Raw genomic sequence first — 16,460 nt, 5'->3', positions numbered from 1 at the left:
TCCGCTATATCGTATTAAGATTGGAGTGATTGATTGAAAGATATTTTTACGGATATGCAGGCCCAAATAGGATGTCAGTATATATCTGACCTGACCTATCATAAGCGGGCCGTCTGGCTTGAGATGAAACGTCTTTGTCTGTCTGCCTATCCTAAAAAACAGTTAGAAGATTTTTCACGCTATGTATTCGATGTGCCTTATACCGTTATACAGGAAGCGTTGCAAAGAAAGGATATAATGAGCCATAAAAGAAAAGTGTGTGCAGATTGAAGTAATAAATCATTGAGCAAGCATCTGCACCCAAAGAAACACAAGAGGACAATCTAACATGGGTTGTCCTCTTTCTTTCAGACTATTATGTACATACTGTTCTTGAGAAGTTCCAGATCAGAAGAGCCGTCCTAACACCAGAAGGGACACACCCACACAACAGCGGCTTGTTTTTACCATTGAGCATTTTCCCAAACTCGAACTTCGTGCTAATCACCTGCAAATTGGAAGGTATAAAACACCTTAAAATTAGCAGAAACACCGAGGTACAGGATAACATTCTGATGCCGTGAAAAGCCAGTAAATACGGGGATTATTTAAACTTAGAAGGCAGCTGATTGACCTTTAGGAGTGCTTCTCCTAAGCGGAACGTAGTTGGTTCGAGTCCAATCAGGGACGCCATTTTAAAGGGTTTTAAGCACATTGACACCAAACTGTCGATGTGTTTTTTTACTTTCAAGAAGATTTATTCTTGTGGATATTTCACAAATATTTCTGGATGGAGTCAAACGCTTTTCGGTTGAATTGCTAAGAAAAATCGTATTTTGCTAACATGACTAGCCATGACAATCAAGGATTAGAAGTGAATCAAAAAGACGAATAGGCTTTATTATGAAAAAAGCTATTGATTTCTCAATAACTTTATCTTAATGCATCTATCAGCTGTTTCATCTATTTCGGACTATCCTTCAAAGCACTTACCAGTGCATCTACATCCACCTTATTTTTCTTATGATCGATTTCTTTTCCATTTCGTTAAAAGGAATCATCAAGTTTCTGTGTATTTACTTTTTTATCTTCATCAAAATATAACTAAATACAACTGTTATCATATCTGCCTCAGTATGCCAAATTCATATATTTATGAACTATAGCTCAAACTGTTAACGATGATACCGCACCTTTTACTTTCTTCTTATCATTCAAACAGTAATCAGAAAGTACACTATCATTGAATCGTACAGCCTTATGTTAGAGTGGAGTAAATTCTATATTATTTACTTTCAGCCAAATCAATCTCAATCGTATTTATCAGTTCTTCCAAGGAAGGCAAGTCATCCTTTAAATCTTGTGGTAAATAATCATTAACACTGTATTCGCTTACTCCCATTGGCTTTTCCATATCTCTTAATGTATATTCTGCAATGATGTTGTTTTTATGCCTACATAACAGTAAGCCAATTGTAGGTTTATCTGACTTTATTTTCAATGTCTCATCAACAGCGGTCAAATAAAAACTAAGTTGTCCTGCGTATTCAGGTTTGAATTGTCCAATCTTCAATTCTATGACAACATAGCATTTTATAGTAATATTATAAAACAATAAGTCTATGAAAAAATCCTCACCTGCTATTTCAAGATGATATTGATTTCCTATGAAAGCGAATCCTTTTCCAAGTTCGAGTAAAACTTTTGTAATATTGTTCATCAATGCAGTTTCTAAATCTTTTTCTTTAATATTTTCCTGCAAATTTAAAAAGTCAAAAACATAAGGATCTTTCATAGTTTCTAGAATCAATTCACTTTGTGATACCTCCAATCTATTTTGGAAATTTGAAATTTTTTTATTCTCAACCTGTCTCATATAAAGATTTGTATCAATCTGATGGGCTAAAATGTTTTTAGACCATCCATTTTCTATTGTCTTTTCAATATACCATAGCCTTTCTTCCTTTGATTTGACTCTTAATATTTCTAAATTATGTGACCATGGAATTTGTGCAGCCACCGTCTGCACAAATTCAACTTCCTGATATTCTCGATAGAATCTTACCATGCTTTTTAAATTCCTTGTTGAGAATCCCTTCGATGAGGGAAATTCTCTTCTTATATCTTTTGATAAATTATCAACAAACTTATTTCCCCATTCACTATTAGCGTCTATGATTTTCCCAATATTCCAGTATAAATATATCATTTCCCTATTAGCATTCAATAAAGCTTTATGCTGTGCCATCCGTATTTGCTCTTTAATATTTTCAAAAACACTAACATAATTTTTATCTAGTATCATATCTTTATTTCCTCCACTAATTACAATTTATCTAGTAAACCAAAGTACCAATTTTTTTGTTAACTTGTTTATCACTCATAGCCCCACGTTGAGTAGTTATTTCCTTTTTGGGTCAACCAAATTATCTCATCTTTTATTAGCGCATTTATCGACATTTTATCGTTAGAGATTTTATAAATTAAAAACTGAAATTGATTTTTCATTGAATGCTCCTCCTTTTGAATTACTGCAGAAGCTAATAGCCCAAATACTCTTTCATCACTTCTAATATAATACTTGTAGTCATCTCGTAAATTTTGCTACGAATTTGTATACATATTGTATCATCAAATCGACTATAACAAAAGAATATATAAACTCTACAGATTAAATTTTTTCAATACCAGTACCATTGATGACTAATTGTATCGTATCCGTCATAGATAAAGGATATTTGCTTCTATCAAAACATCCTTTTGGCGCATGACCCTGATGGTCAAAATCTAACACTGATATCTTTTCACCATACAACGCAAGACAAGAACTCATACTGACAGCTGTCATCGTTTTGCCACTCCTTTCTATAAGCCGATCTTTTGCCGGCTATGTAAATGAAAAAAGGACTTCCAAATGAAAAGGAAATCCATAAGTATGGTACTATGTTTTATAAAAATCATCGGTCATAAAAAAAGACCATAGATCCAGTTTGCTAACATGACATCTTAAAATCAGGCAATATCGCAAGGAACAGGTGGTACAAAAAAAGTGCTGGCCATCTTCAAAAAAGCCTTTATCCATGGATTTTTTGAAGATCACAGGAGAAAAGAGGAGACCTGCCAAAAAGCGAAAAAAAGACCTCCAAAGCGGAACGTAGTTGGTTCGAGTCCTATCAGGGACGCCATTTTAAAGGGTTTAAAGCACATTGACACCAAACTGTCGATGTGTTTTTTTTACTTTCAAGAAGATTTAATCTTGTGGAAATTTCACAAATATTTCTGGATGGAGTCAAACGCTTTTCGGTTGAATTGCTAAGAAAAATCGTATTTTGCTAACATGACTAGATAAGACAATCAGAGATTGTATTGATAGACCAGGATAAGTAGGTCGGTGCATTCTTTTTTCTTACTCTCCAACTCATGTAAGTTCACATTTTCTAATCAATTCATACGGATTTCATAAAGTCTTCCGTCAACTGTAGCAGATAATTTCATACTTGAAATCCATCATCCGATAGCTGCTATCGACGCCATAATAATGTTATAAATCAAATTCATGTTCAATATCTTCTTTCATCAAGAGTTCCTCGGCTGCCCACATTTTTTCTGCTAAAAATTATTCATGATTCCTTTTCCATCTATTGTATACAGCTTTCTTTCACCTCCTTCAACGAAAGACCATCGCTTTAATTATCAGCATATTAATGATAAAAAGAAACTTCAAATACCATCGCCATATACCGCAATCGTATCGAAGTCTCCTTCTTTTCTTTATGACAGCTGTCGGACCTATATCATATCCGAACGCTCATTCATTTGCTTCTTCAGAAATAGAAAACTCTTTATTTCTTCTATTTCGCCTTCTGCAAATAAATCATACCCAGGAAAGTCGTCCCCTGCAAAGAAGCATCCCCTGTTTTCTGCATGACCTCCTGTGCAATCTGCTTGAACGCTTCATCCTCCAGACTATAATCTGTACGAAGCAGCGTCGAACCGTCTTTCTCCAGCTCACTGCTCAGCTTTTCCACAACTTCATCCTTGTTGTCGAAGAAACGCTTCTTTAAATGGTAATACTCCTTATCCTCCACATCAGCCTTATAAGCAGAAATTTCACTATCCATCATATACAGCTTATCCTCACTCAAGGTACCTCTGGCGACTTTGTCAGGAAGATTGAACAGAGCGTTACGCATAACCTCATTGTCATTATTCGTGCTATCAATTGTCAGCCACTGTCCATCGATATTCACGCGATTCCACGCATGTGGGACATTTCCGTTAAGATATCCGGTAACCACAATGGAATCCAGACCAGCCTCATCCGCAAGCAGCTTGAAGCTGGCTGCATAGCTGGCACATACTCCCTTTTTCTTCAACAGAATACCATAGGCATTAAAGGAATCATGAAAGCTTTCATCCACGTATTTGAAGTCGTTTTTCTCTGCATTTTCCAGAGCTGCATTATCATACTCCGCGCTCATGCACAGATAATCATTGATTGCAATTTCTTTCTTCAGATTGCTCATCCCATCCTTGATGATTTCCTTCGCGACCTTCTTTACCTCTGCCTGAATCGCCTCCTGCTTCTCTTTTATTTCCTCCCGTGTCATATCGTATTGAATCAGCAAATCATTCGTATTCGTATCAAGCGATATGGAGCGCACCCCCAGGATGAGCGGATTCTGATAAACTGCCTCATTCCATGCATCCACCAGATAATTGCGGTCACTGCTTTCCCTGAAGTCATTCAAAGAAACACGGGTATTTCCATTCAGCATGTTCACTGCGAGATATTCTCCCAGTGCACTGTTGGCGTACACATGCTCACTGATTGACGCATCCAGCTTAGCATCCTTTTCCATATCATCTGCGGCTTTGGCATCCTGCATATTGCTTTCTGATTTCAATGAGCCCCCCTTGCTGCGCAGGGAATCCTGACGATCCTTCAGCTTCTTCAGCTCCTGCGAATAGGTTTTTTTATTCACATAGAAAATTCTCGCCATGTCCTGAAAGGCTGTTCCATCGATGGTATACGGAATATCCAGATAATCGATTTTCTTTGTACCGGTGATATTACCTTCATCATCTGTGATTCCAAAGCTGCCGTTTTTCAGCTCAGCCTTATCGATATCATATGTTATCAGCCGCTGTGACAGCTTACCGTCACACATGACAATCCAGCGATAGGATGGCAGCAATCCAACCTCCCTATCAGCGTATTTGGAAACCTTATCCGACTTATTTTTCGCCAGTGCCTCCCGATACGGCAGCAACGAGGCGATATCGTTCCCGTTGAAGGTCTCGGAAATACGTGAGGTTCCCTTGTCATTCATCGCAATCACACCCCATACCTTGGTCGTAGTCTTCAATTCTGCTTTCTTTGCATCACCGGCTGTGACATCATCCTCAGAGCTGAACAGCTTCGTCATATTGAAATCCTTGTTAACCAGCAGGCCATCCCTGTCATTTTCTGCCTTCCATTCGGTTTTATTTGTAATGAGCTTCTCGCTCAGCTGTGTATCAGTGAAATTGTTCTTCATATCATAGTTGTAATAGAACACCATGTATTGATCCGCCCCCGCAACAGCATCCCAACGCAGCTGCGGAGTCCCATCATCACTGACAGAAAATTCCACATTCGGAGTCGCAAGCTCTGTCTTCACTGAAAAAATGGTGACCTCCGGCTTTTTCAGCATTTCCCCTGTCTTCAAATCCATATACTGCACCATATAATATTGCCGGGCATTGCCCCAATCCCTGCTTTCTCCTCTTTCATACCGATTTTTCACAGAGGAGGTGGCGGTATCCGTAACGTAGAACTTCGGACGCTTTGGCGGATGGATTTGAATTGTATTGGATTCCTTATCAAATTCATAAACCGGATTCACCCTATCCTTAAAATCTGCATCCGCATACACATTTACAATCTGTGTAAAGTTTTTAATGTCGGGGTGATCCTTGATGTATTGTTCAAGATCAAACTCCAGCTTCTTTTCAAACACGTGATCTCTGGAAAGGTTAAACATCGGATCCGCATAGCTGACCTTTTCCTCTTCCTTATACTTCTGTTTGATATTGCTGGCCAGTCTGCTGTTATCCGCAAGGCCTGCCGGCTCCTTTTCCTTGCCGCTGCAGCCGCTGACAAGCAGTAACGCTGCTGCCAGAACTATCAGCATGGATGATTTTACAGCATGTTTCATTCCCATTACCTCTCTTTCCTTTTCACCTTATATACCTCTATATCCTCCAAAAGGTTGCATTTTTTTAATTTTTTTAAATTTACGTTTTTACAGGCTTCAGCTTTCATAGCACCAAGACCTTTCAAGCCTTATCGAATACAACAGAATCTGGCTATTCCCAAACACATCAAACTTTTTATATGCAATACGTTTCCATACGCTTTTGAATACAGAGCATAAAAGCAAAAATTCACATAGAGACCCTCTTTGCATTCGAGCAGGAAATGAAAGACACAATCAATAGCAGCACTTCTCCTATCTTTATCCTTCATTACTCATCACAGCTCCTCACAAGTAAGCCCGGAAATTCTATCCTGGCATGTGATAGCTGATGGTAGCTTTTGGCTTATTTCCAACGGATGCAACGTTTCCCATGTCCGATCCTCTTTATTTTGTTAAATTGTACAGAATCGTTATAAATTCCTTCTGTGATATACCGCTGCTTTGCAGCGTATATATGACTCCATGCTTGGAATATTGCGCCAGATACTGCCGGCTTCTGTCCGTAACTCCGCTTTTTTGCATAGCAGTATACAGACCGATTCCATTGAGCTGTGAATTCTGTCTTTCAACAATCGCTCCTGTCCCCTGCTCCACTTGAAGCCGGATAAACGCCTGTTCCTTTTCATAGCTCAGCTCGGCAAACAGCTCCGCTTTTCCATCCTTTTCCTTTGCCTGCACAGCCTCTTCCTTTGCTTTTGTAAACCCCCTTGGTAGTGGTGATATACCCACCTTCGTTGAGAGCAGCTCCTCCAGCGTATGCCATGAAATCGGTGTTCGCTTTCCCTCTATGCTGCCGGTCTGCACCTGCAAATTACTAATTTTCTCTGTTTTATCAAAGGTTAAAACACCTTCCTCGAGCTCTACATAGGAAAATTCACTATCTTCCTGCAAGGCACTTATAAACACCGGCCCGCTATCCTTTTTCAGCTGCACTGCAGTGAACATGGAAATGCCGCAGATCACCAGAAGCACACACAAGACAGCGGCTTTTTTCCATAGCAGTATGCCATGTGGCTGTCCTGCGCTCTGCATCCGTTCAAGCGTCTGATTCCATACATCCTCCGGAATTTCCACATGATCCATAATGCTCTTATATTCATTGTTCTTCTGTGTCATCACGCAGCACTCCTTTCAGCATTTCTCTTCCCCGCTTCAGCTGGGATTTAACCGTTGATTCATTACGTTTTAAATATTGTGCAATCTGTGCAACGGAATACTGTTCGTAATAAAACAGATGGATCACGGTACGGTATTTCAGCGGAAGCTTTAATACCGCATAGTACAGCTCACTGTTTTGTTCCTCCTCGAAGGGGATATCCACTACAAGCTCCTCCGTCTTCCTGTACCATGAGCTCATAAAAAACTTTTTACTGCAATTGATTGTGACACGCAGCAGCCACGCCTTCAAATGTTCTTCACTGGCAAACGGCTTTTTGTTCTTCATAAGCCGCAGGAATACCTCCTGAAAGACATCCTGCGCATCACTGCGATTGCGCGTCTGCGAAAGAGCAAGCTTATATACCATCAATCCATAGGTTTCCAAGACAGTCTCCGCATCACCTGTTTCTATAGAAATACCCAAGCTGTTCCCTCCATCCTTAATACCATACGACAACCGGAAAGGTTGCATGCTTTTATAAAGTATAACAAAAAACCAGACGGGAAACAATTCCATCTGAAGTACGGATCAAGTAAAAAAGTGATGGGAGTAAACGCATTCACATGTATCTTAAACACAGCTCAATAAGAATACATTAAATAAGGAATAGAAGCACATTTGTAGTATCAATATTGCATAATCTTCATTTATGTAATTGTATCTTGCCTTATCAAATTTCAAGTTTCTATCATAATTTAATATAGAGAACCTCATAAGCCTTGAACTCTATCTGAAAGCTGCATAAAGTCTTAAAATCCCCTGCATTTTTCTCTGTATCGGAATTGATAATGAACAGGCTTCTTTCATCACGCTCAATTTACATCGATCAGACATAAAAAAGGTCCATCAGATACTGCCGCCACGCAGCATATTAATGGACACCAGTTGATTCACGATTCCTTACAATACCATTTGCAGATCAAGGAATCGATCATGGAAGGTACGCTTTTCCACAGGTCTTGAAAAATAAAAGCCCTGTATATTATCTGCCTGGATATCCCGTACAACCTTCAATTCCTCCTGCTCCTCAACACCCTCAACACAAACCCGTATGCCGACACTGTGGCACAGCTGAATTACAGCATTGATAAAGCTTTGATGAAAAGAATTTTCATGAATCGATGAAATAAACAGCCGATCAATTTTAACGATATCCGCCGGCATCTGCGACAGCATGCCCAGGGAGGAATAGCCGGTACCAAAATCATCGATCGCGATGCGAATCCCCATTTCCCGCAGCTGCTGGAAGGAGCGCTTCAGCGCATCCATTTCGGTCACAAAGCAGCTCTCCGTAAGCTCAATGACGATATGCTTTGCAGATAAATCCGCCTGCTTCAGGGTCCTGCGGATAAAGGGCAGAAGATCCTCATTCAGCATCTGTATATAGGAAAAGTTCACGTTCATCACAAAACCCGGATTTTCCTTCACCCACTCCTTACACGTATGAACAGCCTCCTGAAACACCCATTTCCCTGCCTGATGAATCAGACCGGCAGATTCCAGAATGGGAATAAACTCATCCGGGCGAACATTTCCATATTCACTGCTGGACCAGCGCAGCAAAGCCTCTGCCCCCTCCACCTTCATACTGGAAGCATTGATCAGGGGCTGATATACGAGGTAGAAATCCTGCATACCCCGCAAAACACTGCTCTGCAACTGATTCGCAATGGATAAGCGGCGGCGTTTGATCTGTACTAGCTCATGTGAAAACTGTGTACACTGATTCTTTCCGCGGTATTTACTGGCTTCCAGAGCATTATCCGCATACTTGATTAAATCCAGGAAATTGTCGCCATCCTCCCAGAACATCGCAATTCCACCCGACACCGTACAGAAATAGCCGATATCATCAATAAAGTGCCGTCTGTTGCAGTATGCGTGGATGATTTTATATAACTCCCGCACCTGCTTGCGCGTTGCCTGTTCATATACGATGGCAAATTCATCTCCGTCAAATCGATACATGCGTGCCGACGCGGGAAGAAGACGCTGCATCGTCTGGGAAAACTGACGCAGGACAGCATCCCCGAAAATATGATCGTTCAATTCATTAATATGGGAAAAATCATCAAGACCAAGCAGGAGGATCCCGCCGTTTCTCTTATGCTCCAGCAGCTGTGTTACAGAATTTTCACAGGCTGTCTGGGTAAACAGTCCGGTGATGGAATCTATTTTTCCCTTATTCTCCAGATTGGATACGATTCCGGCGAAAAAAATCGGCTCTCCTCGGTCATTGCGTTTTAAAAGTCCTCTGCAGATAACCCAGATATATTCATGCTTACGATTGCGCACCTGATATTCCACATTATGCTCATCAGTTTCTCCGTTCAGCATAGCCGTAATGGAATCATCAAATCGCTGTCTGTCACGTTCATGAACCAGATCCCCCCACAACGGAATCAATCCAGGGACAATGAGATCGGGAAGGTCAAAATCCTGCAGCATATTTTCAGAAATTAAAGCACGATCCTCCTGCATGTTCACAAGGTAAATATAATCATCCGTACTATTGACTATGGTATCATACAGCATCCATGGATCCAGCTGAAACTCAGCCAGAATCTCCTTACCGCTTTTCATACAACAACCCCGTTTCTGATTTCAGGCTTCTTTAAAATGGCAGAATGCAGCATCAAAATCCCTGTATTTTTGAGAAGCTCTTTCTTCCTATATCATACCACATCTGCATGAAAAAATTGCATCATTTTCCTAAATGAATGGTTTTTTAGACTGTATGGAAACTTCATCAAAAAAATATATCACACCAGCATCACACATACTGAAATAACAAATGCTTTTATGTACATCTTTTCAAGGGCACCTTCTACAACGGCTGCTTCTGTTTGATATTCCAGCAGTGATTCAATGGTCCACTGCCCTGTCCCAGATCAAGACCATCGCGTAATGCACCGCTGATAAAAGCCTTGGCTCTTTCCACTGCACTGATCATATCATATCCCAGTGCCAGATTGCCGGCAATGGCGCTGGACAGCGTACAGCCGGTTCCATGGGTGTTTGGATTATCGATTTTTTCACTGGAGAGCCAGTGAGCCTCATCCTTATGTACCAGCAAATCATCGGCACGGTTCATGGAATGCCCGCCCTTTATCAGAATGTATCCGTCATAGTCCTGCGCAATCATGACAGCAGCCTTCCTCATATCCTGATGATTGCATATCCGTATACCGCTTAAAGCCTCAGCCTCCGGAAGATTCGGTGTTATGATATCGGCAAGAGGAAGCAGCTTTGTTTGCAACAGCTCCAGCGCTGTATCCTCCAGCAGACGGGAGCCGCTGGTGCTGACCATAACCGGATCAACGACAATGCGCTCCACTGCATACTGCTTCAGCTTTTCCACAATGACGGCAATCAGCTCCGGTTGGGAAACCATGCCGATTTTTACCGCATCCGGACGGATATCCGTAAAGACACAGTCAAATTGTTCCTTTAAAAACTTCGGTGTTACATTCATGATCGAAGTCACACCGGTTGTATTCTGTGCAACCAGGGCTGTCAGGATACTCATACCGTATACCTCATGTGCCATAAAGGTTTTTAAATCAGCCTGTGCACCGGCTCCCCCTGTAGGGTCAGTGCCGGCAATTGTTACAACAGTTTTCATGCTCATTCTCCTTTCAAATCATCCAGCGACAGGAAGGCAGCATCGGCCTGCATGCAGATTTCTTTCCAGTGCGCTTTACTGGCTGCATCATATACCGCTGTCACGTGAAAGCCATGCGTCTTCAATGTCTGAACGGCATGCAGAGCATCCTCTACAAACATCGTTTCTGCCTTATCCGTATGCAGCATGGCAGGCATAAGCTCAAACAGACGTCCGTCCTGCTTATCATAGGGGAGCTCCTCACAGCTTGCGACAAAGTTCATATATTCCAGCAGACCGTTTCGTTTCAGGACCTCTTCCGCGCAAACCCGTTCACATGCCGTCAAAACGCCTATACGCATCCCCTGTGTATGCAGTCTTTCCAGACAGGCCCCGGCCCCCTTCTTGGCAGCAACCTCCTGCCTGTAGCGTCGCCGTACGATTGCATAAACCTCAGTACGCATCTGTGCCAGGGAATCCTGTATCACATACTTCTCCTTCAGATACCGGATAGCATCTGTCATCGTCATCAGCTGCAGCTCTTTACTGAGATTTTCCTCTGCTTTGATACCCTTTGTCTGAAGATAGACCGCTGCCAGATCCTCCCAAACCCACATGGAGTCCACCAGCGTGCCATCCAGATCAAATATGTACCCCTTCATATGCTGCGCCTCCTTTTATAATGAAAAAAGGGCTATGCCATGTATGCATAACCCGCGTTATATCTGCAGTCCCTACGTTGGCATTATCCAAATCAGGTAATCGGTCGAAGTTCACAACTTCCTCTCAGCCTGTCTACAAGCTCCCTTATTTCCACGCTCATCATACCATTTCCATATATTTTCGTCAACAGGCATCCGCGTTTGAAGACAAGGTTTTTTCTAAACGCAGGCTGACAGATGAGGATTCTGCATGGCCGGTAAGAAGGGAAGCAGACACACCCCGATGCCATTGGATGGTATCCAGCTGCACATTTGTCCCTTCCATCTTTTTATCGGGAACAGTTACGTTTCTTCTTCAGCTGTGATACAATACATTACAGAGGTGATAACATGGATTTTGAAGCATTTTTTCATGAGTATAAAGAAAAAAAGAATGCCTATCAGATGGCACTGAGCACAATGTATTATGACCAGGCCACGATTGCTCCGAAAAACGGCATTCCCTACCGCAACCGCATGACGGCGATCCTGTCGGGAGAAGCCTTCGATCAAATGGCGGACAAGGAAAGTATCCAAAGGATCGAAGAGCTGGCAAGGCAGGAGAATGTAAGTGCAGAGCGTAAGAAAGAGCTGCAGCTGCTGTTGCGCGAGCTGAATGAGCTGCGTGTACTGCCAAGAGAGGTGTACGTGGAGTATCGCAGAACCATCGCAGACAGTGAGGCCGCATGGCATGAGGCAAAGGAACAGGATGATTATCAGCTGTTTAAGCCGCATCTGATCAGCGTCATAGAAAAGCAGAAGGAGATTCTGTCCTATGTCACAGATAAGAAAAGCGATTATGATTTTATGCTGGACAGCTATCAGATCAACACCGATATTGCATATTATGACCGCTTCTTCGATGCCATTCGAAAGAAACTGCTTCCGTTTCTGCAAAAGCTCCTGAAGGAGGGAACACCGATTGACGATTCCCTGCTGTTTACAGCCTTTGATATCAAGGAACAGGAGGCCTTTATGCAGGAGCTCATGGACTATATGAAGGTTAATGACAGGGAATGCTATATGACAACAACGGAGCATCCGTTCACGGACTTCTTCTCAGCGCATGAGGCACGCATTACCACGCATTATCATGAACACAATGTGATGTCTGCGATTTTCTCAACCATTCACGAATACGGGCATGCACAATACGGCCTGCAGGTAAAGGAAGCATATGAGGGAACCTCCCTGTTCAGCGGAATTGGTACAGCCATGCATGAATCACAGTCACGTTTTATGGAAAATCACATCGGAAGAAACCGTGCATTCTGGGAAGTGAATTATCCAAAGCTCCAACAGCATTTTCCAAAGCAGCTACAGGATGTTTCTCTGGATGATTTCATGCGGATGATCAATGTATCACGACCTTCCTTTATTCGTACGGAAGCGGATGAGCTGACCTACCCGATCCATATTCTGATCCGCTATGAGCTGGAGAAGGAAATCTTCAACGGCACTGCAGATTATGACAATCTGGATACGATGTGGAACGATAAATATGAGGAATATCTGGGAATCCGTCCAGAGCATGACCGGGACGGTATTTTACAGGATATGCACTGGGGCGGTGCTCTGCTGGGCTATTTCCCTACTTATGCGCTGGGAAGCGCATTTGCGGCTCAGTTCTATCATCAGATGGAACAGGATATGGATGTGGAGGAAGCACTGCGCAGCGGTGCCTTTGAAAAAATCAGCGGCTGGCTGAAGGAGAATATTCATCAGTACGGTGCCTTCAAGGATGCGGATGAGCTGATGATGGATGTATGCGGGGAGTCCTTTGATCCGAAGTATTACATCGAATATCTCAAGAACAAATACGCACAATTGTATCAGATATCTGCCGATTAAACGGAGAAATCAGGTAACAAAAGGCTGCATGCACTCGTTTTTCTTACCTTAGGGTGTTTATAAAAAGGAGATTCTAATGAATTCTCCTTTTTTTGATTTCATTACCAAACAGCTAAGAAGCGATTCCCTATGTAAATTCCTTTCATTTAAATTTGGCAATCGGCATTTCTACCCTTTCACTCCCCTTATTCTGTAAGCGTTTCTTCCATGCTGATGAAAGCACAGAAACAAAAGGGATATCCTGAGTCCTCAGCAGTATTTTGCGCACACACCTACAGCTCCTCTGCGTTTGATGCTATCACACGGGAGTACCAGTAAAAAGAATCTTTCCGTAAGCGCTTATAGCTTCCGTTACCATAATTATCCGCATCTACATATATAAAGCCATAGCGTTTCTTCATTTCACAGGTTCCCTGCGATACGATATCAATCGGCCCCCACATCGTATAGCCAATAACATCGACGCCGTCTCTCATTGCTTCTTTAACTGCTATGATATGCTTTCTTAAATACTCAATTCGGTATGCATCATGAATCAATCCATCCTCGCTCACAACATCATCTGCGCCAAGTCCATTTTCCGCAATCAGAATTGGCAGCTGATACCGGTCATAGAGCTTATTCAATACGATTCTCAGTCCAACGGAATCAATAGGCCAGCGCCAGTCACTAACTTCCAGATAAGGGTTCACCTTATCCACCATGATGACACTGTTTTTGCTTTCATTCTGCTTCCTCTTATGAGAAGCAATATAGCTCATATAATAACTAAAAGCTATAAAATCAACTTTGCCTCCCTGTAATATTTCTTCATCCTCTTCCTCCATGTCTATATGGATATCATGCTCTTGAAAATATCTTGCCATATAAGATGGATAATAGCCCCGCACAGTCACATCCAGATAAAACATATTTAATTGATTTTCCTTCAATGCCTCTAGTACATCCAAAGGATGACAGGTTTCCGGATATGGGTCTATAACAGCAATCATACTTCCTATTCTTGCATTCTTTATAATTTTTTTGCATAACTTCACCGCCATTGCACTTGCAACAAGCTGATGGTGAATCGCCTGATACTCCACCTCCAACAGGTTATCTGTTTTTGCTTTCTCCAATAACAAACCGCCGCCTACATAGGGTACTGTCGTCATTTGATTCATTTCATTAAATGGGATCCACATCTTCACCTTGTTCTTATATCTTTTGAATATCGTTTCACAATATTTCAAATACAGGTCTATAGTTTTCCGGCTTTCCCATCCATTTAGATTCAAGGTTATTTCTATTGGCATTTCATAATGTGAAACCGTTACAATCGGTTGCATATGATACTTCCTGCATTCATCAAATACGTCATCATAAAACAGAAGTCCTTCCTCATTTGGTTCGGCTTCAAAGCCTGTCGGAAATATCCTTGTCCATGCAATTGACATCCGATAGCAGCGAAACCCCATCTCTGCGAATAATGCGATGTCCTCTTTCCAATGATGATAAAAGTCATTCCCTCTGTGTTTTGGAAAGTTTCCACAGAAACCATCTGTTCTGTACTTTTTGATTTCTTCATAGGAAGCATCCATAACAGGCCTGTGCTCCTTTACAGCCTCCTCTCGAAACGGTGTCATATCCGCAGTGGAAAGTCCTTTTCCTCCTTCCCGGAAGCCTCCCTCCAACTGATTGGCCGCAGTAGCACCACCCCATAAAAAATTCTTTGGAAAGCTTTCACAATACTGTTTCATAATACATCCTCCTCTCTTTTGTAAGCATATGATACCTTCCTGCGTCATCAAGCACAAGGCTGATACCGGATATAAAAACACTGTACTAAAAAAACACTTTATCTCCCTTACACCTGCGAAACACTGTATCGTTTCCACTTACTTATCATCTATCAATATAGGATTTTTAATCGATTTCTTCATATTCCCTCGATTCTGTTCAAAGCCTGTTAGGTAGTTTCGTCTGCTCTGATAATTTCCAAAATAGTCTGAAGCAAAGTAATAGGAGTATAAAACATCCATCAGAAACAGTACAGAGATATTGAAACTAAAATCACCGATTTTGGCATTTATCTTTTCCCGTGTTGATACGTACAAGCAGCAATCCGAATATTTCGAAAGCGTATTATTACCATAAGAGGTAATAGCAATCCATGAGATACTGCGTTCTTTTAATTTTGCGGCAACCTCTAAAATGGTTTTTGTTTCTCCGGAATAGGATACTAGGATAAATGCAGCGTCCCTTTGTGTAAAGCAGGCACTGTAGTATAGTTCATCTATAACATTCGATACAATGACAGTCTTTCCTATCTTTATCATTTTGTCCTTGAAAATTTCACATAGCCCGATTTGTATCCCTGCACTGTATACATAAATGAGCTTCGCCTTTGCAATCATGTGATATGCTCTCTGCAGCATTGCGTAATCCGTCAGCGCCAAGACATCATCAATGGTTTCCTTAAACAAAGCAGCCAGTTTATTGGTTCTCACCTTTCCATCATCCTGCGGCAGGAAGGGAAGATTGGGATCGATATTCTGAAAATGCGAAGAAAAATATGTTATCTCCTCCAAAAAGTCCTTTTTGAATGTGCGATATCCGTTATAGCCCAGTCTTTGAAAAAAACGCATCACAGTAGCTGGTGAAACATATGTATTTTCTGCAATGGAGCGTACTGTCTCAGTATTCAGCTCCTCCCCTTTTTCCAATATATAGGATGCAATGATGTTGTCTATGTTTGAAAAATGTTCTCCTCTTTTCAAAATCTGTGTAAGCAGCATATAAACACCTCTTTTATTTCATGCATATATCAAAAAGCAAGACGCTACCATCTTTCCTGATATGCCTTGCTCTGTGATCTGATTTCATGCTTCACATGTTCTTTTTCAAAACAAGTATGACAGTATTCATGTAAAATTCAAAGCATA

At 41.5% G+C, this 16,460-nt stretch carries 12 protein-coding genes and 1 riboswitch; of the genes, 2 read left to right on the top strand and 10 right to left on the bottom strand.

Annotated elements, in window-relative coordinates; all coding sequences use genetic code 11:
- Positions 1–33: 33 nt before the first annotated feature.
- Positions 34–270, top strand: coding sequence for a hypothetical protein (locus G4D54_04385; protein QJA01712.1), 237 nt, complete (start codon positions 34–36; stop codon positions 268–270).
- A 994-nt stretch (positions 271–1,264) separates the two neighbouring features.
- Here G4D54_04385 and G4D54_04380 read toward each other — a convergent pair.
- From G4D54_04380 to G4D54_04345, 8 genes are all read right to left on the bottom strand, one after another.
- Positions 1,265–2,284, bottom strand: coding sequence for a DUF1016 domain-containing protein (locus tag G4D54_04380; GenBank protein QJA01711.1), 1,020 nt, complete (start codon positions 2,282–2,284; stop codon positions 1,265–1,267).
- A gap of 366 nt (positions 2,285–2,650) precedes the next feature.
- Positions 2,651–2,827, bottom strand: a complete 177-nt coding sequence (locus G4D54_04375; GenBank protein ID QJA01710.1) for a hypothetical protein — start codon at positions 2,825–2,827, stop codon at positions 2,651–2,653.
- Positions 2,828–3,830: 1,003 nt separating this feature from the next.
- Entirely contained in the window at positions 3,831–6,179 is a 2,349-nt protein-coding gene (locus tag G4D54_04370; GenBank protein QJA01709.1) for a hypothetical protein, read from the bottom strand.
- A 426-nt stretch (positions 6,180–6,605) separates the two neighbouring features.
- Positions 6,606–7,337, bottom strand: coding sequence for a hypothetical protein (locus G4D54_04365; protein QJA01708.1), 732 nt, complete (start codon positions 7,335–7,337; stop codon positions 6,606–6,608).
- On the bottom strand, positions 7,318–7,803 hold the full coding sequence (locus G4D54_04360) for a sigma-70 family RNA polymerase sigma factor (GenBank protein QJA01707.1): 486 nt from the start codon (positions 7,801–7,803) through the stop codon (positions 7,318–7,320). The genes G4D54_04365 and G4D54_04360 overlap by 20 nt, the downstream gene beginning before the upstream one ends.
- A 477-nt stretch (positions 7,804–8,280) precedes the next feature.
- Positions 8,281–9,963, bottom strand: a complete 1,683-nt coding sequence (locus G4D54_04355) for an EAL domain-containing protein (GenBank protein ID QJA01706.1) — start codon at positions 9,961–9,963, stop codon at positions 8,281–8,283.
- 244 nt (positions 9,964–10,207) lie between these two features.
- Complete coding sequence (thiD, locus tag G4D54_04350; GenBank protein QJA01705.1) at positions 10,208–11,005, bottom strand: bifunctional hydroxymethylpyrimidine kinase/phosphomethylpyrimidine kinase; 798 nt, start codon at positions 11,003–11,005, stop codon at positions 10,208–10,210.
- A gap of 2 nt (positions 11,006–11,007) precedes the next feature.
- Complete coding sequence (locus G4D54_04345; GenBank protein QJA01704.1) at positions 11,008–11,646, bottom strand: HAD family phosphatase; 639 nt, start codon at positions 11,644–11,646, stop codon at positions 11,008–11,010.
- A 53-nt stretch (positions 11,647–11,699) separates the two neighbouring features.
- A riboswitch (TPP riboswitch) is annotated at positions 11,700–11,803 on the bottom strand.
- A 233-nt stretch (positions 11,804–12,036) separates the two neighbouring features.
- Between G4D54_04345 and G4D54_04340 the strand changes: the two genes are divergently transcribed.
- Complete coding sequence (locus G4D54_04340; GenBank protein ID QJA01703.1) at positions 12,037–13,536, top strand: carboxypeptidase M32; 1,500 nt, start codon at positions 12,037–12,039, stop codon at positions 13,534–13,536.
- A 272-nt stretch (positions 13,537–13,808) separates the two neighbouring features.
- On the opposite strand, the gene G4D54_04335 is transcribed toward G4D54_04340, so the two are convergent.
- Complete coding sequence (locus tag G4D54_04335; protein QJA01702.1) at positions 13,809–15,275, bottom strand: glycoside hydrolase family 1 protein; 1,467 nt, start codon at positions 15,273–15,275, stop codon at positions 13,809–13,811.
- Between the two features lie 138 nt (positions 15,276–15,413).
- The gene (locus tag G4D54_04330; protein ID QJA01701.1) at positions 15,414–16,313 is read right to left on the bottom strand and encodes a MurR/RpiR family transcriptional regulator; all 900 of its coding nucleotides are present in this window, start codon (positions 16,311–16,313) and stop codon (positions 15,414–15,416) included.
- Between the last annotated feature and the right edge of the window lie 147 nt (positions 16,314–16,460).

Origin of the sequence: [Clostridium] innocuum, assembly GCA_012317185.1 — a bacterium.
In the GTDB taxonomy this organism is placed as follows: domain Bacteria; phylum Bacillota_I; class Bacilli_A; order Erysipelotrichales; family Erysipelotrichaceae; genus Clostridium_AQ; species Clostridium_AQ innocuum.
Note: the sequence above shows the minus strand (reverse complement) of the source record. Positions and strands in the feature narration are given on the sequence as shown.

What these genes read in the sequence shown, in the direction of transcription:
- G4D54_04380 (QJA01711.1), bottom strand. Translation starts at nt 2,284, where the DNA reads ATGATACTAGATAAAAATTATGTTAGTGTTTTTGAAAATATTAAAGAG.
- G4D54_04375 (QJA01710.1), bottom strand. Translation starts at nt 2,827, where the DNA reads ATGACAGCTGTCAGTATGAGTTCTTGTCTTGCGTTGTATGGTGAAAAG.
- G4D54_04370 (QJA01709.1), bottom strand. Translation starts at nt 6,179, where the DNA reads ATGAAACATGCTGTAAAATCATCCATGCTGATAGTTCTGGCAGCAGCG.
- G4D54_04365 (QJA01708.1), bottom strand. Translation starts at nt 7,337, where the DNA reads ATGACACAGAAGAACAATGAATATAAGAGCATTATGGATCATGTGGAA.
- G4D54_04355 (QJA01706.1), bottom strand. Translation starts at nt 9,963, where the DNA reads ATGAAAAGCGGTAAGGAGATTCTGGCTGAGTTTCAGCTGGATCCATGG.
- thiD (QJA01705.1), bottom strand. Translation starts at nt 11,005, where the DNA reads ATGAAAACTGTTGTAACAATTGCCGGCACTGACCCTACAGGGGGAGCC.
- G4D54_04345 (QJA01704.1), bottom strand. Translation starts at nt 11,646, where the DNA reads ATGAAGGGGTACATATTTGATCTGGATGGCACGCTGGTGGACTCCATG.
- G4D54_04340 (QJA01703.1), top strand. Translation starts at nt 12,037, where the DNA reads ATGGATTTTGAAGCATTTTTTCATGAGTATAAAGAAAAAAAGAATGCC.
- G4D54_04335 (QJA01702.1), bottom strand. Translation starts at nt 15,275, where the DNA reads ATGAAACAGTATTGTGAAAGCTTTCCAAAGAATTTTTTATGGGGTGGT.
- G4D54_04330 (QJA01701.1), bottom strand. Translation starts at nt 16,313, where the DNA reads ATGCTGCTTACACAGATTTTGAAAAGAGGAGAACATTTTTCAAACATA.